23 protein-coding genes are annotated in these 20,760 nt (G+C 59.4%); 14 read left to right on the forward strand and 9 right to left on the reverse strand.

What is annotated here, in order from left to right:
* Positions 1-66: 66 nt before the first annotated feature.
* The 3 genes from grxC (at position 67) to DXY16_RS10625 (ending at position 3,345) form a co-directional block, all read left to right on the forward strand.
* Positions 67-327 carry a glutaredoxin 3 gene (gene grxC, locus DXY16_RS10615; protein ID WP_115121259.1) on the forward strand — a complete coding sequence of 87 codons (261 nt, stop codon included), beginning with the start codon at positions 67-69 and terminating at the stop codon, positions 325-327.
* Between the two features lie 12 nt (positions 328-339).
* A complete protein-coding gene (gshB, locus tag DXY16_RS10620) occupies positions 340-1,263 on the forward strand; it encodes a glutathione synthase (protein ID WP_115121198.1) in 924 nt (307 codons plus the stop codon).
* 72 nt (positions 1,264-1,335) lie between these two features.
* Positions 1,336-3,345 carry a S9 family peptidase gene (locus tag DXY16_RS10625; protein ID WP_115121260.1) on the forward strand — a complete coding sequence of 670 codons (2,010 nt, stop codon included), beginning with the start codon at positions 1,336-1,338 and terminating at the stop codon, positions 3,343-3,345.
* On the opposite strand, the gene DXY16_RS10630 is transcribed toward DXY16_RS10625, so the two are convergent.
* The gene (locus tag DXY16_RS10630) at positions 3,307-4,758 is read right to left on the reverse strand and encodes an isochorismate synthase MenF (RefSeq protein ID WP_115121199.1); all 1,452 of its coding nucleotides are present in this window, start codon (positions 4,756-4,758) and stop codon (positions 3,307-3,309) included. The genes DXY16_RS10625 and DXY16_RS10630 overlap by 39 nt on opposite strands.
* Before the next feature lie 68 nt (positions 4,759-4,826).
* Here DXY16_RS10630 and menA point away from each other — a divergent pair, with 68 nt between their 5' ends.
* Genes menA through DXY16_RS10645 form a run of 3 tightly spaced genes read left to right on the forward strand, consistent with a single transcriptional unit; the run spans position 4,827 to position 8,094 of the window.
* A complete protein-coding gene (gene menA, locus DXY16_RS10635; RefSeq protein WP_115121200.1) occupies positions 4,827-5,807 on the forward strand; it encodes a 2-carboxy-1,4-naphthoquinone phytyltransferase in 981 nt (326 codons plus the stop codon).
* Positions 5,808-5,812: 5 nt separating this feature from the next.
* Positions 5,813-6,805, forward strand: coding sequence for an o-succinylbenzoate synthase (locus tag DXY16_RS10640; RefSeq protein WP_115121261.1), 993 nt, complete (start codon positions 5,813-5,815; stop codon positions 6,803-6,805).
* Positions 6,802-8,094: an AMP-binding protein gene (locus DXY16_RS10645; protein ID WP_115121201.1), complete on the forward strand. Its 1,293-nt coding sequence runs from the start codon at positions 6,802-6,804 to the stop codon at positions 8,092-8,094. The genes DXY16_RS10640 and DXY16_RS10645 overlap by 4 nt, the downstream gene beginning before the upstream one ends.
* A 61-nt stretch (positions 8,095-8,155) precedes the next feature.
* Here DXY16_RS10645 and DXY16_RS10650 read toward each other — a convergent pair whose 3' ends face one another.
* From DXY16_RS10650 to DXY16_RS14440, 3 genes are all read right to left on the reverse strand, one after another.
* Positions 8,156-8,608 (reverse strand): DUF4234 domain-containing protein, encoded by a 453-nt coding sequence (locus tag DXY16_RS10650; RefSeq protein WP_115121202.1) that lies wholly within the window; start codon positions 8,606-8,608, stop codon positions 8,156-8,158.
* A 71-nt stretch (positions 8,609-8,679) separates the two neighbouring features.
* The gene (locus DXY16_RS10655; RefSeq protein WP_115121203.1) at positions 8,680-9,135 is read right to left on the reverse strand and encodes a thioesterase family protein; all 456 of its coding nucleotides are present in this window, start codon (positions 9,133-9,135) and stop codon (positions 8,680-8,682) included.
* A 7-nt stretch (positions 9,136-9,142) separates the two neighbouring features.
* Complete coding sequence (locus tag DXY16_RS14440) at positions 9,143-9,421, reverse strand: hypothetical protein (protein WP_137007087.1); 279 nt, start codon at positions 9,419-9,421, stop codon at positions 9,143-9,145.
* A 622-nt stretch (positions 9,422-10,043) separates the two neighbouring features.
* Between DXY16_RS14440 and DXY16_RS10670 the strand changes: the two genes are divergently transcribed.
* Entirely contained in the window at positions 10,044-10,727 is a 684-nt protein-coding gene (locus DXY16_RS10670) for a hypothetical protein (protein ID WP_115121206.1), read from the forward strand.
* Between the two features lie 63 nt (positions 10,728-10,790).
* Here DXY16_RS10670 and DXY16_RS10675 read toward each other — a convergent pair whose 3' ends face one another.
* The gene (locus tag DXY16_RS10675; protein ID WP_115121207.1) at positions 10,791-11,201 is read right to left on the reverse strand and encodes a DUF2752 domain-containing protein; all 411 of its coding nucleotides are present in this window, start codon (positions 11,199-11,201) and stop codon (positions 10,791-10,793) included.
* Between the two features lie 25 nt (positions 11,202-11,226).
* The gene (locus DXY16_RS10680; RefSeq protein ID WP_115121208.1) at positions 11,227-12,411 is read right to left on the reverse strand and encodes an NAD(P)H-quinone oxidoreductase subunit H; all 1,185 of its coding nucleotides are present in this window, start codon (positions 12,409-12,411) and stop codon (positions 11,227-11,229) included.
* A 44-nt stretch (positions 12,412-12,455) separates the two neighbouring features.
* Here DXY16_RS10680 and rsmH point away from each other — a divergent pair, with 44 nt between their 5' ends.
* Positions 12,456-13,382, forward strand: a complete 927-nt coding sequence (gene rsmH, locus DXY16_RS10685; RefSeq protein WP_115121209.1) for a 16S rRNA (cytosine(1402)-N(4))-methyltransferase RsmH — start codon at positions 12,456-12,458, stop codon at positions 13,380-13,382.
* Here the strand turns inward: rsmH and DXY16_RS10690 are convergent.
* Together DXY16_RS10690 and DXY16_RS10695 are read right to left on the reverse strand one after the other, a co-directional pair.
* Positions 13,375-14,121: a hypothetical protein gene (locus DXY16_RS10690; protein WP_115121210.1), complete on the reverse strand. Its 747-nt coding sequence runs from the start codon at positions 14,119-14,121 to the stop codon at positions 13,375-13,377. The two genes, rsmH and DXY16_RS10690, sit on opposite strands and share 8 nt — an antisense overlap.
* Before the next feature lie 58 nt (positions 14,122-14,179).
* A complete protein-coding gene (locus DXY16_RS10695) occupies positions 14,180-15,364 on the reverse strand; it encodes a cysteine desulfurase family protein (RefSeq protein ID WP_115121211.1) in 1,185 nt (394 codons plus the stop codon).
* Positions 15,365-15,388: 24 nt separating this feature from the next.
* On the opposite strand from DXY16_RS10695, the gene DXY16_RS10700 reads away from it, so the two are divergent.
* The 6 genes from DXY16_RS10700 to DXY16_RS10725 are packed head-to-tail and all read left to right on the forward strand — an operon-like array spanning position 15,389 to position 19,997.
* Complete coding sequence (locus DXY16_RS10700; RefSeq protein ID WP_244281656.1) at positions 15,389-15,901, forward strand: hypothetical protein; 513 nt, start codon at positions 15,389-15,391, stop codon at positions 15,899-15,901.
* A 41-nt stretch (positions 15,902-15,942) separates the two neighbouring features.
* Positions 15,943-16,689, forward strand: a complete 747-nt coding sequence (locus tag DXY16_RS10705; RefSeq protein WP_170953930.1) for a response regulator transcription factor — start codon at positions 15,943-15,945, stop codon at positions 16,687-16,689.
* Positions 16,689-17,714: an RNA pseudouridine synthase gene (locus tag DXY16_RS10710; protein ID WP_115121213.1), complete on the forward strand. Its 1,026-nt coding sequence runs from the start codon at positions 16,689-16,691 to the stop codon at positions 17,712-17,714. The genes DXY16_RS10705 and DXY16_RS10710 overlap by 1 nt, the downstream gene beginning before the upstream one ends.
* Positions 17,715-17,729: 15 nt before the next feature.
* On the forward strand, positions 17,730-18,326 hold the full coding sequence (locus DXY16_RS10715; protein ID WP_115121214.1) for a dockerin: 597 nt from the start codon (positions 17,730-17,732) through the stop codon (positions 18,324-18,326).
* A 13-nt stretch (positions 18,327-18,339) separates the two neighbouring features.
* Positions 18,340-19,506, forward strand: coding sequence for a DUF2157 domain-containing protein (locus tag DXY16_RS10720; RefSeq protein ID WP_170953931.1), 1,167 nt, complete (start codon positions 18,340-18,342; stop codon positions 19,504-19,506).
* On the forward strand, positions 19,503-19,997 hold the full coding sequence (locus DXY16_RS10725) for a hypothetical protein (RefSeq protein ID WP_137007088.1): 495 nt from the start codon (positions 19,503-19,505) through the stop codon (positions 19,995-19,997). Before DXY16_RS10720 ends, DXY16_RS10725 begins: the two co-directional genes overlap by 4 nt.
* Before the next feature lie 28 nt (positions 19,998-20,025).
* Here the strand turns inward: DXY16_RS10725 and bchM are convergent, their stop codons facing one another.
* Positions 20,026-20,739 (reverse strand): magnesium protoporphyrin IX methyltransferase, encoded by a 714-nt coding sequence (gene bchM / locus DXY16_RS10730; protein ID WP_115121217.1) that lies wholly within the window; start codon positions 20,737-20,739, stop codon positions 20,026-20,028.
* Positions 20,740-20,760 lie beyond the last annotated feature (21 nt).

Genomic DNA, 20,760 nt, shown 5'->3' on the forward strand with positions numbered 1-20,760 from the left:
CATTGATCCGACGCTATCAGCGTGGTTGGCCTGCATAAGATTCCCCCTCACCCGTTCTGCACAGCCATGGCCAAGGTTGAGATCTATACCTGGCGCACCTGCCCCTTTTGCGTGCGCGCCAAGGGATTGCTTGATCGCAAGGGTGTGAGCTTCAACGAGATTTCCGTGGATGGTGATGAGCCGGCTCGTGATGCCATGGCTGATCGGGGCAATGGCCGGCGCAGTGTTCCCCAGATTTTCATCAACGACCGTCACATCGGTGGCTGTGATGAGCTGCATGCGCTGGAGCGTGCCGGTGACCTCGATGCGCTTCTGGCGCAGGCCTGATCGGAGGTTCCGATGCGCCAGTTGTTTGTGATGGATCCGCTGGAGCGGATCAATCCGGTCAAAGACTCCACGGCTGCCCTGATGCAGGCTGCCCAGAGGGCCGGTCATGAAGTGTGGGCGTCGACCCCTGCTGATCTCATCGCCTTGGGTGATGAACCGCTTGTCGTTGCGGTGCCTGTGCAGGCTGAACCCTGGCTCACGATTGGCGAGCCGCAGCGACAGCAGCTCCAGACCTTTGACGCGATTTGGATGCGCAAGGATCCACCCGTTGATGAGGCTTATCTCTATGCAACTCATTTGTTGGAGGTTGCCGAGCGGGCTGGGGCATTGGTTCTCAACCGGCCTTCCTCGTTGCGCAGCTGGAACGAAAAGCTCGGAGCCCTGCGTTTCAGCCGTTGGATGGCCCCGACCCTTGTGGCCGGTCGGATTTCTGAGTTGGAGGCTTTTGCCCATGCACAGGGCGAGGTCGTGCTCAAGCCTCTCGGAGGCCGTGCCGGTCTGGGTGTGGTGCGGGTGTCAGCTCAGGCTCCAGGCCTTGGCGCGCTGCTGGAGCTGGTGACGGAGCAGGGGCGGTTGCCAGTGATGGCCCAACGCTTTCTGCCCTCTGTAACCGATGGCGATAAGCGCATCCTGCTGGTGGACGGGGAACCTCTCGGAGCCGTGAATCGCAAGCCGAAGGAGGGTGAGTTCCGCAGCAACCTGGCAGTGGGAGGGCATCCGGAGGCCACCGAGCTCAGTGACCGCGAGCATCAGATCTGTGCAGCCTTGGCACCAGCCCTGCGTGCAGAGGGCCTTTTCTTCGTTGGCATCGACGTGATCGGCGGCATGCTCAGTGAGATCAATGTCACCAGTCCCACTGGGATCCGAGAGGTGGAACGCCTCATGCAGGTCCCCCTCGCTGATCGGGTGATCGAACGTTTGAGCAGGCAACGCTGAGTCCCTTTGCGTTGTCTCGTCACTTTGGGACAGGGGCGCCACAATTCTGTTGGTGCTTCAGAGGAATTGGCGATGCGCAGGCGCACGGTGATGCTTGGAGGGTTGCTGCTCTCGGGCCTGGTCTTCAGTCAGGTTTTGGTCCCTGTCGCTGTGCCGGCGGCGGAGCCGCCGCCATTGATTCCGCGCGAGGTGCTGTTCGGTAACCCTGAGATCGCGGGGGTTGACCTCAGCCCCGATGGCACCCGCATCGCCTACCTCGCGCCTTACGAAGGAGTTCTCAACCTCTGGGTCCGTGATCTGGATGGGCGTGAAGAGCCCCGTCTGCTGACCCGGAAGACGGATCGGCCGCAACAGGGTGCTCGATGGACGCCTGATGGGCGCTTCCTGATCTCTAGCAGAGATGCACAGGGAGATGAAAACACGGTGCTGGTCAGAATTGACCCGCGCACAGGGGAGACGGTTGATCTCACGCCACCATCCGGTGTCTTGGCGCGTGTCAATGCTGCAGATCGCGATGTGCCTGGCGAATTGGTGGTTGGCCTCAATGATCGTGATCCTCGCTATCACGATCTTTATGTGCTCGATATTTCAAGTGGAGAGCGCAAACTGCTTCATCAAGTTGACGATGGTCGACCCGTTGAAGTGGATCGCCTCAATGGTGAGTGGTATCCCTATCTGCGCTCTGAGGAATTGGCCGATGGCGGCGTGGTCTATGAGCTTCGTTTGCCTGGTGAGAAGGAGTGGCGCCCCTTTCTTCAATTCGGTTTCGAAGATGCTCGCTTGTCTATGCCAGCAGGGTTCACCCGTGATGGTCAGTGGCTGTATGGGCAACTGAGCACGGGGGAAGACAAACCTCGCCTTGTGCGTTGGAGTCGTGAGGAGCTGGAGCGCTGCACGACCGATTGTGGTTTTGAAGTCGTGCACCGAGCAACGACTGGAGCGTTGGGCATCGCGATGAAAACGATTGAGACTGGCGTGCCCTCGGTGCTAGTCGAAACGGATTTGCGTAGTCAGCGTTTCATTTTGGATCCTTCGCTGCGCTCCGATTACGACGCCTTAGAACGTTTGGCGGGCTCCAATGAGTTCTCGGTTTTCGATCGCGACAGGAAAGATCGACTCTGGTTGGTTCTGGTCTCTTCCGACCGTCAGGGCGAGCAATTCTGGCTCTGGGATCGAGATCGCCGTCAGCATCAACGGTTGTTTTCAGTTCAGCCAAAACTGGACGATTACGCCCTGGCGTCGATGGAAAGCCTCGACCTCAAGGCCCGGGATGGCCGGAGGATTCCTGCCTATTTAACGCGCACTCCCCTCGCCAGTGATGGTCCGCAGCCCCTTGTTCTGGTCGTGCATGGTGGCCCTCAGGCCAGAGATTATTGGGGTTTGAATCGTACCCATCAGTGGCTTGCCAATCGGGGGTATCACGTGATGAGTGTGAACTATCGCGGCAGCACTGGTTTTGGAAAGGCGCATCTGCTGGCAGGAGAAGGTGAGTGGTATGCCCGGATGCAGGATGATCTGGTGGACGCCGTTGGCTGGGCGGTTGATCAGGGCATTGCTGACCCTGACAAACTGGTGATCAAGGGCGCCTCCTATGGCGGCTATGCAGCTTTGGCAGGATTGACGCGTGATCCAACGCTATTTGCAGCAGCGGTTTCAGCAGTCGGACCCTCGAATCTCCGCACATTGTTGGAATCGATTCCTCCTTATTGGGCAGCCACTCGCATCAATTTTGACCGCATGATTGGTGTCGGCAGTGTTGACCTCGATGCCATTTCTCCGATCAATCATGTGGATCAGATTCAACGCCCTCTTCTGTTGGGTCACGGTGCCAATGATCCACGGGTCAGCTTGCGGGAGAGTGAATCCATCGCAGCTGCAATGACGGCTCGCAAACTGCCGATTGATTTTGTTGTGTTTCCTGATGAGGGGCATGGCTGGGCCAATCCCCGTAATGCGTTGGCCTGGGCAGCGTTAGAGGAGCACTTTCTTCATCAACACATTGGTGGGCGCGTGGAGCCCTTCGGTGATGTGCTCAAGCAGTGCTCAATGGACTGGCGTCTGCGTTCGCTGCCGACCCCCTGAGCGCAGGTCGAGCTGGTCGGCTAGTACGGCCAGCTTCAGAGCCACCTCCTGAAGTTCTTTCTCAGCCAGTGATCCACGCACGAGGCCGGCCCCTGCGGTCAGGTCGAGGCGATGGCCGCGGGCATGGCCGCAGCGGATTGCTACCCGGAGTTCCGCATCCCCAGCGCTGTCGATCCAGCCCACTGGGGCGGCATAGCCTCCGCGTTCAAACGGCTCCAGACTGCGCAGCCAGGTCATCGCCTCTCGCCGTGGCAAACCAGCCACGGCAGGCGTGGGGTGGAGTGCACCCGAGAGGGTCAGGGGTTGATGGCCGCTGGCTGCTGCGGTGATCGGGGTGTGGAGATGCACCAGATGTCCGTGTCGTGCCAGCTGAGGGCGCCGTGGCCGACGTGGGCTGAGGCCCTGCTGCTGCAGGTGCTCAGTGATCGCTTGCACCACGAGCTCATGCTCGCGCCGGTCCTTGTCCGATTGCAGCAGAGCTTCGCCGCTGTCCCCCTGTCCTGCAGTTCCAGCCAGGGCGTCGCTGCGGAGCTGGCCGCCGCGCAGGCTCAGCAGGCGCTCCGGGGAGGCCCCGAAGAAAGCGTCAGCAGCGGAGCGTTGCCAGAGGAAGCGGCAGCTCCCAGCTTGCTCATGGCGCAGCCTGGCGAGGAGCGGAAGGGGATTGAGCGTGTCGCGCAGGGCGATGCTCTGGCGCACCGCGAGCACGAGTTTGTGCAGATCGCCCCGATTGACCAGTTCGATCCCCTGCTCAAGCGCCGGGGCATAGCACTGCTGCCAGGGCACGTTGGTGGTCACGGCACCGATCGGTCCTTGCCAGTGCTGAGGGTTGGCATTGGCAGTCGGGGCCTGCAGGCGTTGATGCATCGCCCACAGTGTTTCCACCAAATCGCGCACATCGCCGCTTTGGTGAGCCAAGCCATGGATGCGTAGCCAGCCCTGGCGGCCATGTCGGCTTAGTTGCCATCGGGGCAGGACCGCTTGGACGGCTGGCGTGGTGTCGGCTGGCGGCTGGGCTTGTCGTTGCTGTTCGTTCGGATGGGAGAAAAAAGAAAAGGCCAACAGCACCCGGCTGCGGGCTTGGGCTGGTGCGTGGGGGCTGGCATCGATGAGGCGGGCCAGGGTGGCATCGCTGAAGCGTTGCGCCAGCTCAAATCGTTTGGGGCCAGCGAGGTCGAGGTGATGACAGCGCCCGCTGGCGGCCAGGCAGAGGCCAGGTGCGCCATCCCAAAGAAAGCGGAACGGATGAGTTGCTTCCAGCAGCGGTAGTTGCTCTAACGGGTCCACTCCTTGCAGTGGAAGGGCCATGCTGAAGACCCCGTCGTCGACCCGCTGCCGTTCCCAGATTCGCAATGCAGCGGCCAGCACGTCAGGGAACCGTGCTGCATCCAGGCTGGAGGCGGAAGCGGCCTGCATCCGACGTGGAGAAGACACCGTGCTGCTCAAATGTATGGGCCTTCGTATGGGCCGGAGGGCTTGAGTCCATGCCAGACCCGCAGGCTGTTGCATCCCGTTACGCCCCGCACTCGGATCGGCGGCGCCTCTGGAAGGCTGCGATCAAGTGGCCGATGTATTCCGTGGCTGTTATGCCGGTGCTTTTGGCCGCCGGCTGGCGACTGGCGGAAGGCCATTCGGTGCGTTGGAGCCAGGCGGTCGGTTTTCTTGTGGCAGCGGTGCTGCTGCTGCTGTGGGAAAACCTCAGTAACGATCTCTTTGATGCGGACACCGGGGTGGATGCCAGGGGGAAGCCCCACTCGGTGGTGGCTTTGCTTGGACGTAAGCCGCCGGTTCGGTCTTTGGCTTGGCTGGCATTGCTGCTGGGCCTGTTGTTGATGCTGTTTCTGGCCTTGCGCAGCAGCGTTGCGGTGCTTGGTTTGGTGGCGATCAGCTGCGCGATCGGATACGTGTACCAAGGCCCTCCATTCCGCCTGGGCTATCTGGGTTTGGGGGAACCGCTTTGCTGGCTGGCTTTCGGTCCCTTCGCGACCGCTGCAGCCCTGTTGGTGCTCGCCCCAGCGGCTCATGGCGTTGAGCAGCTCCCCATCCCCTGGGGGCCGGCCTTGACGCTGGGCGCTGGTCCAGCCCTTGCCACCTCGTTGGTGCTGTTTTGTTCCCACTTTCATCAGGTGGAGGAAGACGAAGCTCATGGCAAGCGCTCTCCTGTGGTGCGTCTTGGTACGGCCAGGGCTGCCGCGCTGATCCCTTGCTTCGTGGTCGGCACCCTGGCCCTGGAATGGATCCCTGTGGTGCAGGGGGAATGGCCGTTGACGGCTCTGCTTGGAGCGCTGGGCTTGCCCGCCGGTGCAGCCTTGATCCGCTTACTGCGTCAGCATCACCATGAGCCTGAGCGCATTCAGCACAGCAAGTTTCTGGCGTTGCGCTTTCAGGCGCTTAACGGGCTTGGGTTGAGTGCTGGTCTGGCGATCAGTCCTCTGCTGGGATGGGGCCAGCAGGCAGCAGGGTGATGACGATGGGGCTGAGGCTGCAGATCAGGCCCTACTCCTTTGTGCTCACCCGTTCCCTGCGTAACGCAGCCGGTGAGTGGCAACAGCGCCGAGGTTGGTTGCTTCGCCTGCAATCTCCCTCAGGTCGCTGCGGTTGGGGTGAAGTGTCGCCGCTCGATTCCGTCGAACAACGGCGGTGTGCTCGCGCGATGACTGAACTCGCTGGCACGTCCAGCCAGAGCCTGACGGAGGCTGATCTGGAGCGGCATGTGATGGTCAGCCCTGGTGCTGTGGCCTTCGGTCTTGGTGCTGCTCTGGCGGAAGTGCAGGAACTCGTGGGTGGAGCGGCTGGAGAGAGCTGGTTGCCCGCCCCGTCTTCGGCTCAGTTGCTGCCGGCGGGTGGTGAGATGCCTGCGGCGTTGGAGCGGCTCCTGGCGGAGGATCTGGCGCAGGACCATCCCTTGACTGTGAAATGGAAGGTGGCCGCGACTGCAGATGCCGAGGAATGGCGCCTGCTGGAGTGGTTGCGTGATTCCTTGCCCCGCCGCTCCAAGTTGCGATTGGATGCCAATGGCGGCTGGTGTCGCCAGACAGCCCAGCGCTGGGTCGAGTCTCTCCAGGGCGACCCTCGCTTGGAGTGGTTGGAACAGCCCCTGATGGTGGACGATCTGGAAGGGCATCGCAGCTTGTTGGCTCGGGTGCCTGTGGCCCTGGATGAAGGTCTGCGCAAGCACCCAGCCTGGAGGGAACACTGGCCCGGTTGGCAGGTGCGCCGGCCCAGTCTTGAGGGAGATCCCAGGCCATTGCTGCGCCAGTTGCAGCAGGGCGTGCCGCGGCTGATGCTGAGCACGGCGTTTGAAACAGGCATCGGTGCCCGCTGGCTTGCCCATCTCGCGGCTTTGCAACTGCAGGGGCCGACACCGACAGCTCCGGGGCTGGCCCCGGGTTGGTCCCCGCAGGGACCCTTGTTGAGCTCTGATCCAGAACAGGTCTGGGCTGCTTCAGAGGCGATCGGATGAGAGAGCAGAAGTTTGGTGGCGCTGCTGATGGAGGCTTCTTGCGGCTCAGTGTGTCTGGCCAGGAGTTGGCTGCGGTGTTTTTGCGGCTCGAGCAAGCGCAGAGGAGAGGCGAATGGGTTTTGTTGCAGGCGGTTCAGACCTTTGATGCAACTTCAGCCTCCCCTGACGCACTCAGTCATTTCGATTGGCCAGCGGGTGGCGGTGTTGTCTTGGCCAGCGGTGGGAGCGAGGGGGAGCGCAGTTTCTGCTTGCAGCCATGGTTCAACCTTGATCGTTCCGCCGCCGCTTGCGGTCAGTGGCTGAAGGCGGTGGGGTTGGACCCTCGGAACCTTCTTTTCCTCAGCCCACTGCCCTTTCACCACGTCAGTGGGCTGATGCCATGGTGGCGGAGTCGTTTTTTTGGGGGCGACTACCAGGTACTTGAGCCTGCCTTGATGAAACAGCCAGAAGCCTTGATGGCCGCATGCACAGCTCTGCCCGGATGGGGCCAAAAGCCTATGGTCGTTTCGTTGGTTCCTACCCAGTTGAAGCGGCTGATCGACCATGCCCAGGGTGTGATCTGGTTGCAGCAGATGGCCTTGGTGTGGGTTGGCGGCGCTTCGTTGCCGGCCTCTCTTGCACAACAAGCTCGGAGGTTGAATTTGCGTTTGGCTCCTTGTTATGGCGCCACGGAAACCGCTGCGATGGTGGCAGCTCAGACTCCAGAGGAGTTCCTTGCGGGCCAGTCTGGTTGCGGAGCTCCCCTGGCTGATGTGCAGTTGCAGTTGGATAGTGACGGTGCCCTGATGGTGCGCACCGAGCGACTGGCTCTGGCCCGTTGGCGTGATGGAGCGTGGAAGCCTCTGGCTGATGCAGACGGCTGGTGGCGTAGCGGAGACGCCGCCTCGATCTCGACAGGGTCTGATGCGTGCCAATGGCTGGAAATCCGCGGCCGCATCGATGGGGCTATTCACTCTGGTGGTGAAACGGTCTTCCCTGAGCAACTGGGCCAGCGCCTCTTGGATGAGGCAAAGGAGCAGGCCTTGCCGTTGGAGGCGGTGCTGCTTTTACCGGAAGAGAGCGACGTTTGGGGGCAGCGGTTGGTAGGGCTGGTGCGCTTCTCTGAGGATTCTTATACGCAAAGGGATTGGCTTGCCCTGGTGCAGCGCTTAAGTTCAATCACTGCAGAGTGGTTCCCTGCAGAACGACCGATGGCCTGGCACCACTGCCCGGAGCTTGAGGCTTCTGCCGAGGGCAAGTGGCAAAGTGAGCGTTGGCAGGCTTGGTTAAATTCGCAAGCAAAAGATTAGAAAGCATCCTGATTCGCCTTTGGCAGGGCCGTGGAATGTACTCAGCTTGATTTCTGGCTGATTATTCTTGCGGGGTGTCAAGCGCATATTCAATTGCGTATTGAACTGCGCAAGACAGCCAAATTAAGAATATCAAGGCAAGTACGCTTAAGCAGCCAGCTGAAAATGCAGAGACTGCCAAGGCTCCAAGGCTTCCAAATAAAACAAGCCCTTTTAGATTGTTGAGAGGGGGCGCCATTCCGTCGTTTCTAAGAGTTCCATTAGCTTTTTTCTCTTGGATGATTTTTTCGATTCGCTCGGCCACTTCGTATTCAAAATATATCGAGGCCAGTCCGCAAGTTACTATTGTTAGAATGATTGCAATTGCTGGGTCTAGTTTTGGTTTTGAGCTGGCCAGGTTGACTGCGGTGATCCATTGATACAATAAAACAAAGTAATAAATGGTGCAGGTGGCTATAAGGAGGATGACTATTGTCGCAGGGCTTTGGTGCTGAAAGTTAATTGCTTCGCTCATTCGCTTCTTGATGTGTAAGGGTTGCCCAATCTTGACAGTTGTTGCCTCTATCTTTTTATTTTGTGATCTTTTTAAAGGCTACTGATTCGCCCCATGCCTGAAGCCTCTAACCAGAGATCTACTGCTTCTGGAAGGGGGCAGCGTTGGCGAGATTCCGCATTAATGGCCAGGTGGCGGATCAGGCCTCGGGCCACGACCTCCTCCTGCAGTTGGAAGAGGTAGTGAACCTCAAAGCAGCCTGGGTTGATTCGTTCTGGTTGCAGTGTGAGGCAAAGTTGATCTCCTCCATGCACGGGTCGCAAAAAGTCTGCTTCGCAATGAATTACGGGTAGGGCGATTTGAGGCCTGTGTTCCTGATCGCGGCAGCCGGGAAACACCACGGCGGCTGCTACTCCGTAGCGTTCCAGGCTTTCCTCCCAGGCTTCATGGCACCAGCGCAGGAGCTGATGGAAATGCATGACGCCTGCCGCATCAGTGTCACCAAAGCGCACGTGGCGTTCAAGCTCGAGCCAACTTGCTTGGTTCATACAAGTCTCAGTTCACAAACCAGCTTGCTGTCCATGCTGTGAAGACGGCGAAGGATAGAGCGCTCAGCATTGTCACCATAAAGCCCATTAAAATCGATGAGTATTTTTTGGTTAAAAGTAGTACAAAGGACATCAGTGTTGCTATTAAGCTAAGGGCTGCACAGGCAATGTTTGTCCATTTTCCGAGTTCTGGTAAAAGCTCGAAATTGGTCAGCATGCCGATCAGTGCATTGGCTAAATCCAAGCATAAAACTCCAATCAAGATCGCAATGGGGATCACGCTCATTGGTTCAATACTCAAGATGTCTAAATAGTATAAGACTGAGTCGAGCCTATTCCTTCTAAAAAGTGTCAAGATCGACTTGTGTCGTCTTCGTCGATGTCTCCCTTGGGATTTGCGCTTCTGTGGGGAAGGCTGATTAGAAAATATGCCTGAATGTTTCTTCACTCCAATGTTCATCCGAACCCTGGCGGCCGATCAAGCAGTCTTGACGTGACTGTGCTCTGTGTGGTGTTCGAGTGGTGGATTGATCTGATGGCTTAGTGCTCTTGATCAATAGTTGTCGGCCGCCTTTCTTTGCGCAGGCCTTGTTCTTTGATGGTTATTGGCGTTCTGCTTGCCGCAGGCTCGTGATCAACGAGTCCAGCAAAGAGCATCATGATGTCGGCTGCCTTGTGACCATTAATGGTGAGAATAAGGGCAGATCGTCGGGTAATTGCTATCAGCAGAGCGTATCTTAAGGCTCACGAGTGTGACCTCGTTTTCGGCTTGATTTGATGTGTTTTGCCGAGTGAGGTCAAGGCGCACATTGTTAGGTGGCGTGAAGCTTGTGTTGTTACGGAATTTGCTTACCAGGTGGCAAGGCCTGTAGCTAAAAGATAGTATTTGCAGTAATTGACCTTGACTTGTGACCTCGTTTAGCGCCAGCTCCACCCTGCGAGATGCTTGGAAGGACACGATTGCCCATGTCCCGACGCTTCTTCTGACCTGGTTGGCTTCGGTTGTTGTAGGAATTATTGGGCTGATTGTTTATTACGTTATTTTCTTTGGGTTTGCAGCTATTGATGACGGCTCAGGCGCCGGAGCCGGAATAGGAATGATTCTTAGTCAGGTCACTAATGTTCCTTTCTGGATCCTCCAGAGTCTGATTGGTGTGATGTTCACCGCGATTCCTGCTCTTTATTATCAGCGTGGTGAAGTGGTTGGCTTCTCCGATGTTTATTCGGTCTTGATGTCTCGGCTTGGGCGCTATGTCATAGCGGGTGTTCTGTTTACAGTTGCATCAACTATAGGGATTTTCGCTTGTGTGCTTCCGGGGTTGATCATCTTTGCGTCGATGCCGGTCTACGTGAACAAGGTGTTTACGACTGATCAGGGCGTTTGGGATTGTTTCACTTCCTCCTTTGCGTCCGTCTACGGTTCTGATAAAGGTTGGGCTTTGGTGGGTATTCAATTAATGGCCTTCCTGCTTGCTTTTGTGACTTGCGGCTTCTGCATTGTTGGCCTGATTGTGTATGTGCCAGTGGTGACTTTCTTTATCCAGCTCTACGTTTCACGTTCTGGTCTGGTTAGTGCCTCTTCATCTGTCTGAAGAGTGAAATCCTAATCAGAGTTTGATCATTTTATCGCCGCCCTTTTTGTAGGGCGGTTTTTTTTATGGGCTTGGGAATCCGGGAAAGCCCTTGAGGTGAAGGGCATAGCTGAAGAGGATCCGCAGTATCCAGTAGCTGAACAGTGCTGATGCTGCTATGGCTAGTGCGGCGAAGGACAGTTGTTTGGGTATCAGCCTGTTGGTTCGGATCGATGCAACGCTCCAGATCACAAGTGTTGCTGCTGCAATGGGCCCAAACAGGTGTAATTCGATTGAGCGATCGAGTTGTCCAGTCAAGGCCGCAGAGGTGGCGCGCGTCAGGAAACAGCCTGGACAGGGGATGCCTGTTAAGGCACGGAAAGGGCATCCCCAGCCGGGCAGATGAGGCTGCCAACCCTTCAACCAGAGATAACCCGTCAACACGGAAGGGATCAGGTGGCCGGCGTGCTGGAGTCTGCGCAGGAATACATTCATTCAGCCTTCTCGTCCGGCTTGATCGTTAGCGATCCACGGATCCCATGATTACGTCGATCGAGCCCAGGATCGCCATGATGTCGGCCACCTTGTGGCCTTTGAGGATGTGGGGAAGGATCTGCAGGTTGTTGCTGTCGGCAGCGCGGATCTTGAAGCGCCAGGGGGTGACATCGTTGTTGCCCTGGATGAAGACACCGATTTCGCCCTTGCCAGATTCCAGTCTGGTGTAGAGCTCACCATTGGGAATCTTGAAGGTTGGAGCAACCTTCTTGGCCACATACTGGTAATCGAATCCAGCGAATTCGCTCTTTTTACCTTCGGCCATTCGCTTGGCTTCGAGGTTTTCGGTTGGGCCTCCGGGGATCATCTCGCAGGCCTGCTGCAGGATGCTCAGAGACTGGCGCATCTCCTCGATCCGAACGCGGTAGCGGGCGAAACAATCACCTTCTTTCTCTGAGACGACCTTCCAGTCAAAGTCGTCGTAGCACTCGTAGTGATCAACTTTGCGAAGGTCCCAGGGCACGCCTGATGCGCGCAGCATGGGCCCGGACAGGCTCCAGTTGATTGCCTCATCGCGGCTAATCACCCCCAAGCCTTCGATGCGGCGCCGAAAGATCGGATTGTTTGTAATCAGCTTTTCGTATTCATCAATTTTCGGGCCGAACCAGTCGCAGAAATCGCGGCACTTTTCCAGCCAGCCAAAAGGCAGATCTGCAGCAACACCGCCAATTCGGAAGTAATTGTTATTGATCAGGCGCTGGCCTGTCGCTGCTTCCCAGAGGTCATAAATCATCTCCCGCTCGCGGAAGATGTAGAAGAAGGGGGTCTGAGCACCCACGTCTGCCAAGAAGGGACCCAACCAGAGCAGATGGTTGGCGATTCGGTTCAGCTCAAGCATCAGCACCCGGATGTAGCTCGCCCGCTTCGGCACCGGAATGTCCGCCAGGCGTTCCGGGGCATTGACCACGATCGCCTCGTAGAACATGCCCGCCGCATAGTCCATGCGGCTCACATAGGGCACGAACATCACGTTCGTGCGGTTCTCGGCAATCTTCTCCATGCCGCGGTGGAGATAGCCGATCACTGGCTCGCAATCCACCACGTCTTCGCCGTCGAGGGTCACCACCAGCCTCAATACCCCGTGCATGGAGGGGTGATGGGGGCCGAAGTTGACCACCATCGGCTCCGTGCGCGTTTCCAGCTGCGTCATGGGGCCGTGGCAATGCGAACGCATCGAGATATTAGGAAGGACCCATGCCCGATCAGTCACAGCTCCCTGAAGATGGGTTCGTTCATGTGCCGGTGTTGGCGGCTCCGCTGCTGCAGGCATTAGCCGCCAGTGCTGATGCTCCCTGGCAGAACGGTCTGTTGATTGACGCAACTCTGGGGGGCGCTGGCCACAGTTCTTTGCTGCTCGATCGTTACCCGGGGTTGCAACTGATCGGCCTCGATCAGGACGCCACAGCCCGGTCTGCTGCGTCGGAACGCCTGCGGCCCTATGGAGAGCGGGCGATTGTTGTGGCGACCAATTTCGCTGATTTCCGGCCTGAACAACCTGTGGATCTGGTGTTGGCGGATCTGGGGGTGAGTAGTCCGCAGTTGGATGTGGCGGCCAGGGGCTTCAGCTTCCGACTCGATGGCCCGCTCGACATGCGCATGAATCCAGAGGCAAACACTGAAACCGCGGCTGAATTAATCGAGCGACTCGAGGAAGCTGCTTTGGCGGATCTGATCTACGCCTATGGGGAGGAGCGTTTGTCACGGCGGATCGCCCGTCGTATCAAGAACGATTTGGCTACGCATGGTGCTTACGCAGGCACCGCAGCTCTGGCTTACGCGGTGGCGGGGTGTTATCCGCCCAAGGCTCGCCGAGGACGGATCCATCCGGCGACACGTACTTTTCAGGCCCTGCGCATTGCCGTGAACGATGAGCTTGGGGTGCTGGATCGCTTGCTTCAGCAGGCACCCGATTGGCTTAAGCCCAGTGGAGTGCTGGCGATCATCAGCTTCCATTCGTTGGAGGACCGACGGGTGAAAACAGCCTTTTTGCAGGACGAACGCCTCGAGCGGATCACCCGCAAGCCATTGACTGCTGATGAGCAGGAACAGGACACCAATCCGCGAAGCCGCAGCGCCAAACTGCGGCTCGCCCGTCGCCTGCCCCTGTCGAAGATCAGCTGAGGAATCCCGTGCTGTCCTCACTTCCGAAGATCTGTCGGTAGGCGGCTGTGGAGATGCAGATCACCACAGGGAATGCCGCCAACAGGCCGACGCAACAGAGAAGCAGGCCGGCGAGCAGGATCAAGGCCTCAATGATCAGAAGCAGCACCACCGACCACCAAGAAGGATCCACGCCGGAACGTCCGCTTTGGATCGTGTCGAAGGGATTGCCGTTCTGGATCAGGGCGATCCAGGGCAGAAACTTCTGGTTCACCGCCAGATAGATGAATACGACGGCGGCTGTAATGGCGGGGATGAACGCCAGGGACTCATTGAGCTGAGCCACTTCGCCACTGATCAAAAGGCTGATCCAGACGATGATGCCGAGAATGAGCGCCAGCACCAGCTGGTTAATGAACAGTCGACCGGCGGCTCCTCCGTCCAAGCGGATTAACTCTGAGAAATTGGGCTTCTCGTCATCAAGGGCTTTCCATGCACCTCGGATCAACCCGGTCACACCCCAGAGGCTAATGATCGTGCTGCCCAGCCAAGACACGACTAAGCCAATGATTTGAACAGTGGTGGAGGTGTTTCCGGCGAAAACCACGACCACATTGGCGATGGCCTGGAAGATGGCCGAAAGGACCCAAAAAAGGAGGACAAACAACACGAAGGGCCAGGGTGACTTCGTGAAGGCGTTCCAGCCGTCTTCGACGGCTCTCATCACCTGCAGTCTGGGACTGCCGCTTGAATCGGTCATGACCAGGGTGTTGAGGAAAAGGACTCTCGCCGGAACGTAGCGATTTGAACGGTTGTTTTCAGTGTCCCTGCCGCAAACCGTTCAACACGTCACTGATCGCTTGAATCGCGCGGTTGATGTCTTCCTTCTGGGTCATCCTGCCCAGGCTCAGTCGCAGAGAGGCATTCGCCTCCTCTCGGCTGAGGCCAAGAGCTTGCAGCACATGCGAGGGGCTGCCGGCGCTGCAGGCGGATCCGCTGCTGCAGTGCAGCCTGCCTCGTAGGGCTTGCTGTAGGCGGTTTCCGTTGATTCCTGCCACGTGGATGTTGAGGTTGTGGGGCAGTCGTTGTTCGAGTGCACCGTTGAGCTGCACGCCTTCGACCTGCTCCTGCAGGCCGCGCCAAAGCTGGTTGCGCAGTTCCATCATCCGGAGGCTGCGGGCATCGAGATCCTCAAGGGCGAGCTCTGCTGCGCGGGCCAGGCCCACGATCAGAGGCACCGGTAACGTTCCCGGCCGCAAACCACGCTCCTGTCCGCCTCCGAACTGCAGGGGCTGTAGTTTGATCCCTTCGCCGACGACAAGGGCGCCGATGCCCTTCGGGCCGTAGAGCTTGTGGCCGCTGATGCTGGCGAGGTCCACGCCAAGGCGCTTGGGGTGAAAAGGCATGTTGCCGAAGGCCTGGGCGGCGTCGCTGTGCAGCCGTGCCCCCTGTGCATGACAGACGTCTGCCAGCTGCTCCAGGGGTTGAATCACGCCGATCTCATTGTTGGCGGCCATCACACTCACCAGCATCGTGTCGGGCTGCAAGGCGTCTTCCACTTGGCTGGGGGTGACCAAGCCGTCTGCTCCCGTTGTGAGGAGTGTGAGGCGGAAGCCCTCCCTCTTCAGCTGCTGCAGGGGATCAAGCACAGCATGGTGTTCGGTGCAGACGCTGATCAGGTGGCCAGGGCGGCCCGCTTGCTCCGCCATCGCCCGGGCATGGCCCAGGAGGGCCAGATTGTTGGCCTCCGTGGCACCGCTCGTAAAGATCAACTGCTCTGGATCCACGTTCAGGCAGGCAGCGAGCCGGTCTCGGGCATCACTGACCGCGGCGGCTGCCATCAGCCCAAGCCGATGCTGACGGCTCGAGGGGTTGCCCCATTGGATCTGCCACCAGGGCTCCATCGCTTCAACCACCTCAGGAGCGCAGGGTGTCGTGGCTTGAAAGTCCAGCGCCACAGGTTTCTCGTCCCTGGCGTTGCGTTGAGGAGGGCTTGGCAGCATGGTGTGACCTCAGCTCCCGATGCGATGCGCGCCGTTCAACGAACGCTCAGTCTGATCCTTCTGGTTGGTTGTGGCTGGATCGGCCAATCCGCCGGTGCGATCGAACGGGATGAATTGCTCGAAAAGATGAAACGCATGCGTCCGCAGGAGATGACGATCCTGGAGACCAGGACGATCGACGGTGGCACTTACACACTTGGCATCTTTTCGGTTTCCTTGGACCCGACTGATAATGATCTTCGTCGCTACAAGCTTTGGCAGGAATTTGCCAACGATCTCGTGGTGCCCACAGAGTCGGTGAACTGCAGCACCGAGGGCCCGTTGCGGGTCACCCGTGATGCCGAGGCCATCTATGTGCGTCGTCTCAATCCTGGTGGATTGGTCACCACAGCGAACCGAGAGGATCATCTTGTGTGGTGGGCGGCCTGCCAGCCCGATCAGGCTGGAATTGATCCATCCACCCTCACAGATACAGCACGGGGGCTTGGCTATTCCACACTTCTTCTGGAATCGATCGAGACACTGCGTCTCCCCTAAGAGATAACACTCCTAGATTCCGTTCAGAACCTGTCAGGGCCATGACTTCCACCCCTCCCGGGGATGCAGATCCCCAGTCGATTGAAGCGTCCTCTCGTCCGGCCCCAAGGCTGTTGTTGGTGGATGATGAACCCGGGCTACGCACGGCGGTGCAGGCCTATCTCGAGGACGAAGGCTTTCAGGTGACCACGGCAGTGGACGGCCTTGACGGCTGGGAGAAGGCACAGCAGCTGATGCCGGATCTCGTGATCAGCGACGTGATGATGCCCCGCTGCGACGGCTACGGTTTGCTCGAGAAGATGCGTGGCGACGAACGCCTCGGGGGGACCCCGGTGATCTTCCTAACCGCTAAGGGCATGACCGCCGACCGCACCCAGGGTTATGTGGCTGGCGTGGATGACTACATCCCGAAGCCGTTCGACCCGGATGAATTGGTGGCCCGCGTGCGCAACGTGGTGAGCCGTCAGGATCGCTTGCTGACAGAGGCGGCTCGCTTTGCCGATGCCGACGTCGGACAGATGGCTCGGCAGATCAACGAGATCCGTTCGATGCTCTCGGGTTCAGCTGAAGCCGCCGCTGCTGATACGCCACAGCTCAGTTTCACCCCCCGAGAAGCAAGCGTGCTTCAGCTGGTCGCCGAGGGTCTCATGAATAAAGAAATCGCGCGCCAACTGGAAACTTCGATTCGCAATGTTGAGAAGTACGTGAGCCGCCTGTTCATTAAGACCGGCACGTCCAGTCGTACTGAATTGGTGCGCTTTGCCCTCCAGCACCGTTTGGTGGATTGATGGCGGTGCCGTCGGGATGGCGACCGGCTGCGTTCAATCAAGGATGGACCTATTGCGACCAGGTTGTAGCTGATGAGCTAGGCCATCGCGTCAGTGAGGTGATGGCATCCCGCCATCGCCATTCGTCGGCCTCGCTCTGGGCTCAGAGATTGCAGGCCGGGCAGCTCTCTTGCAATGGCGAGCCGTTGCTTATCGATGCTGCGGTGGCCATCGGTGACCAGATTCGCTGGAAGCGTCCGCCTTGGCGGGAAGAGGCGGTGCCTGATCAGTGGGAGACGATCCATGATGACGGTGATCTGCTGGTGATCAATAAGCCGTCGGGTCTGCCGGTGATGCCCGGTGGAGGATTCCTGCTCCACACCCTTACGGCCCTGCTGGAGCAGCGCAGTCGGGAGCGAGGGGAGTCTCTGGTTCCCAAGCCCGTGCACCGGCTCGGTCGATTTACCTCGGGGCTTCAGGTGTGCGCGCGCCGGCCGGAGACTCGCGCTGCTCTTTCCGCCCACTTCCGGCCGCAGGGAGGGTGCCGCAAGCTGTATCAAGCCTGGAGCCAGCGGGTGGAGGGGCTGGATCTTGAGCTGCCTTTACAGGTCTGCACTGATGTGGTGGAACGCCCCCACCCGCTGCTGGGTTGGGTCTGGGGGCCAGAGCCGCCTGATGACGCTCGGGGCGACGCGACCAGCGTGCGACGGCGACTCACCGCCCATTCCGAGCTGACCTTGTTGGAGCGAGGCGAGCAGGGCGATCGGCTTCAGGTGGCGATCACCACCGGTCGCCCCCATCAGATCCGCATTCATCTGGCCCAGCTGGGCAGCCCCCTGCTGGGCGATCCGCTGTACCTCCAGGGCCGTCACCTGGCCCCCTCTGCGACTCCAGGCGATGGGGGCTATCAGCTGCATGCCTGGCGCCTGGAGAAGCTGCCGAGCAACGTTTTAGATGTCTTGGTCTTTGAGGCGCCGTTGCCTGCTCCATTCCTCACAGCGGACTTAACCCAGCCTTCACGACACCGTTGCCAGCATGGGCGGTAACGGCTGATCTTTTCTGTGCGAGTTCCCGTTGCTGGTTCCGCTGCTGCTGTCCTGCTGTTCATCGCTGGATGCGGACTGATGCCAAACACCAAGCGTGATCGGCAACCGGAAGCGTCGAAGGCGTTGCAACTGGCGTTCTGCAGCATCAAAAGCGGCCAGTTTTTTGATCACAACAACGACGCTGTCGTGAGCGTGGGAGACCGGATCACTTATGTGGTCAGGGTGTCTCCGTTGCTGGAGGGAGGCACGCCGTCCTGCACCAATCCCACAGGCAGTTTCTACGGCGCTGAGCAGATCGTTGAGCGTCGCGAGGTTGGTAAGGGTCACTCGCAGTTCCTGACGGATCTGCAGGGAACGGTGATGCTGCCGGATGGCAATTTGCGTCTGATGGCCATGGGCACCATCCAGATCACGGATGGGGAGCGGTCTTTGCTGGCCCGCAGCGGGTCACAAACGTTTGGCATGCAAACGCTCTTCCCTGGGTCACATGCATTGTCTGTGCAGGGACAAGGTGGGCAATTCGCAGGTTTGCTTGGTTCAGCGCAACTGAAGGTTGGCGATCCACCGCTGCTGGCGGTTCGTCTCTTCCCCCAGGTGACCTTGAAGCGTTGATCCCGTGGAGCCTTTGTCTGATTCCGTCCCGGCCTGGGACCTTCACCTTCAACGTTGGCGAGACGCAGGTCTGATTGATGACGCTGCGGCGGCATCGATCGTGGCCTGGGAACAGGAGCGTCTGGAAGGACAACCGGCAAGGGCTCAGCCTGCGATGACCTGGCCAGTGCGGCTGTTGGTGCTGGTGGGCTCGCTGCTTTTTGCGGCTGGTGTGCTGTTGTTTGTCGCTGCCCATTGGGATCAGCTCTCACCGCTCAGCCGGTTTGGATTGCTTTGGTTGTGCACTGTGGCGATGCATCTCGGTGGCCACTGGTTTGCGCAGCGTCTGCCTGTGCTGTCGAAGGGGCTGCATGCCGTTGGAACGATCAGCCTGGGGGCTGGGGTGTTCCTTTGTGCCCAGATTTTCAACCTCGAGGTCAATTGGTCGCTCCGTTGGGGACTTCTGCTCTGGTCATTGGCGGCGGCGGCCGGCTGGTGGCTGCTGCGTCAGGGGCCGCAGTTGGTGCTGCTGAGTTTGCTGCTGCCCGGCTGGCTGGGGGCGCTGCTGGCCCTGGAGCTGGAGAGGTTCGACCCGGAGTTCAGTTCCTGGGCCGGGCTCCCCTGGGTCGTGAGCGGTGTGTTGTTGGCCCTCACCTATTTCACGGCGCCGATGCGCCCTGTCGCTGGCCCTGCCCAGCGCGTGTTGCTCTGGGTCGGCGGCCTCTTGTTGCCACCAGGGTTGATTGTGTTGGCGCTGGCGGCGTCCTCTCAACCACCAATCCCGTTGCCGTCGACCTGGCCCATGCTGCTGGCCTGGGGGCTCTTGCTGGGGCTGCCCATGCTGCTGGCCTGGCTGTTGCGCCGCCATCGGGCCTGGCCGTTGGCCGTGGCATTGGTCTGGATTCTGGTGGACCTGCAGCTGCAAGGTCAGGAGCTCACAGTGCTCAGCTTTCTGTGGTGGGGGCTTGGTGCCATCGGTCTGATGGCTTGGGGGACGGCGGAGGCCCGTGCTGAACGAATCAATTTCGGCACCGCCCTGTTTGCCATCACCTTGATGGGCTTTTACATCGCTGAAGTGATGGGGCGCTTGGAGCGCTCGTTGAGCCTGCTCGGATTGGGTTTGCTCTTTCTGTCTGGGGGCTGGGGCTTGAACCGTTTGCGTCGCTCGCTTTTGCCTGTTCAGAAGGAGACCCTGCAATGACAATGCGGCGTGCTGGTGTGTTTCTGGCGCTGTTCCAAGCCGGACTGTTGCTGCTCGTTGGCTTGAGCTTCTGGATGGAGCGCCTCACCTCACCACGGCTCTGGGCGCTGACGCAACCGGTGGATCCCAACCTCCCCATTCGTGGGCGTTACGTCAGCCTGCGTTTGCTCGTGCCGCTGTCGGGCGCCGAGACGTCTGAATCCACGACCCAGTCTGTCATTCTGCAGGCGCAAGGTGACCGGCTGGTGGCTCAGAACGATGGAGACGGTGAGCGCTATGCCGGTGAGTTGATTCGTCGGGACGGCCAAGCCCTGGTGGAGTTGACCGAGCCCCTGGCCCTGTTCATCCCTCCCGACGTCAACGATCCGTCGCGTCGCTCGCCCACGGATCCCCTCTGGGTTGAGGTGACGTTGCCGCGGAGCGGGGCGCCGCGTCCGATTCAGCTCGGTGTGCTGCGGCAAGGACGCTTGCGCCCCCTGAGCCTGCGTTGAGCTAATCAGCCGTAGGGCGGCGTCAACCTCAGGCTTTGCGGAACTCGATCAGGCGGGAGAAGTAGAAGGGGGCCTGGTTCAGGCTGCGGCGCACCAGCTTGAAGCCACAGGCTTCAGCGGCTTTGACGATGCCGGCTTCCTTGAGGGTGTACGCCCGGGTGGTTTTGCTGGGGCCGGGGAACAGTTGGCCAATTCCCTTGAGCAGTGCCAGCAGAGGGGTGTAAGGGGCGAAGCTCACGATCAGGCGCTCTTCGGTGAGGCTGCAGAGGTGTTTCACCATCTCTTCAGCTGCGGGCTGGGGGTAATGGATGAACACGTCGAGGCAGCAAACGGTGTGGAAAGAGCCGCGGATGCTTTCCAGATCGGATGCGCTGAAGTTGAGCTTGGCCATGTTGAGTCCGGCGTCACGGGCGCGGCGCTCGGCTTCCTTTGCCATCGCGTCCGAGATGTCGCTGGCCTGGATTGAGCCGGCGCCCATCGCGGCCAGGGGCAGGCTGAGGCTGCCCACACCGCAGCCGGCATCGCAGAAGCTCACGTTGGTGAGTTCGTTGCTGGTTTTGACCCAGTCGAGGACTTCATCCACGGTTTTCTGGTGGCCGATGCGGATGTTGCGCTGCACCTTGTTCACATCGTCGCTGTCGCTGTAGATGCGGTTCCAGCGATCGAAGCCAGTGGTTTCGAAGTAGCCCTTCACCTCCTGCTTTTCGGTCTGCTTGTTGTTCAGCAGCTGCTCGGGAGCCATGGGCGGTCGAGGGGGCGGATC

It is taken from the genome of Synechococcus sp. UW105, assembly GCF_900473935.1.
In the GTDB taxonomy this organism is placed as follows: Bacteria; Cyanobacteriota; Cyanobacteriia; order PCC-6307; family Cyanobiaceae; genus Synechococcus_C.

Coding starts and splice junctions, on each gene's coding strand:
- grxC (WP_115121259.1), top strand. CDS start 67: ATGGCCAAGGTTGAGATCTATACCTGGCGCACCTGCCCCTTTTGCGTG.
- gshB (WP_115121198.1), top strand. CDS start 340: ATGCGCCAGTTGTTTGTGATGGATCCGCTGGAGCGGATCAATCCGGTC.
- DXY16_RS10625 (WP_115121260.1), top strand. CDS start 1,336: ATGCGCAGGCGCACGGTGATGCTTGGAGGGTTGCTGCTCTCGGGCCTG.
- DXY16_RS10630 (WP_115121199.1), bottom strand. CDS start 4,758: ATGCAGGCCGCTTCCGCCTCCAGCCTGGATGCAGCACGGTTCCCTGAC.
- menA (WP_115121200.1), top strand. CDS start 4,827: ATGCCAGACCCGCAGGCTGTTGCATCCCGTTACGCCCCGCACTCGGAT.
- DXY16_RS10640 (WP_115121261.1), top strand. CDS start 5,813: ATGGGGCTGAGGCTGCAGATCAGGCCCTACTCCTTTGTGCTCACCCGT.
- DXY16_RS10645 (WP_115121201.1), top strand. CDS start 6,802: ATGAGAGAGCAGAAGTTTGGTGGCGCTGCTGATGGAGGCTTCTTGCGG.
- DXY16_RS10650 (WP_115121202.1), bottom strand. CDS start 8,608: ATGAGCGAAGCAATTAACTTTCAGCACCAAAGCCCTGCGACAATAGTC.
- DXY16_RS10655 (WP_115121203.1), bottom strand. CDS start 9,135: ATGAACCAAGCAAGTTGGCTCGAGCTTGAACGCCACGTGCGCTTTGGT.
- DXY16_RS14440 (WP_137007087.1), bottom strand. CDS start 9,421: ATGAGCGTGATCCCCATTGCGATCTTGATTGGAGTTTTATGCTTGGAT.
- DXY16_RS10675 (WP_115121207.1), bottom strand. CDS start 11,201: ATGAATGTATTCCTGCGCAGACTCCAGCACGCCGGCCACCTGATCCCT.
- DXY16_RS10680 (WP_115121208.1), bottom strand. CDS start 12,411: ATGACGCAGCTGGAAACGCGCACGGAGCCGATGGTGGTCAACTTCGGC.
- rsmH (WP_115121209.1), top strand. CDS start 12,456: ATGCCCGATCAGTCACAGCTCCCTGAAGATGGGTTCGTTCATGTGCCG.
- DXY16_RS10690 (WP_115121210.1), bottom strand. CDS start 14,121: ATGACCGATTCAAGCGGCAGTCCCAGACTGCAGGTGATGAGAGCCGTC.
- DXY16_RS10695 (WP_115121211.1), bottom strand. CDS start 15,364: ATGCTGCCAAGCCCTCCTCAACGCAACGCCAGGGACGAGAAACCTGTG.
- DXY16_RS10700 (WP_244281656.1), top strand. CDS start 15,389: ATGCGCGCCGTTCAACGAACGCTCAGTCTGATCCTTCTGGTTGGTTGT.
- DXY16_RS10705 (WP_170953930.1), top strand. CDS start 15,943: ATGACTTCCACCCCTCCCGGGGATGCAGATCCCCAGTCGATTGAAGCG.
- DXY16_RS10710 (WP_115121213.1), top strand. CDS start 16,689: ATGGCGGTGCCGTCGGGATGGCGACCGGCTGCGTTCAATCAAGGATGG.
- DXY16_RS10725 (WP_137007088.1), top strand. CDS start 19,503: ATGACAATGCGGCGTGCTGGTGTGTTTCTGGCGCTGTTCCAAGCCGGA.
- bchM (WP_115121217.1), bottom strand. CDS start 20,739: ATGGCTCCCGAGCAGCTGCTGAACAACAAGCAGACCGAAAAGCAGGAG.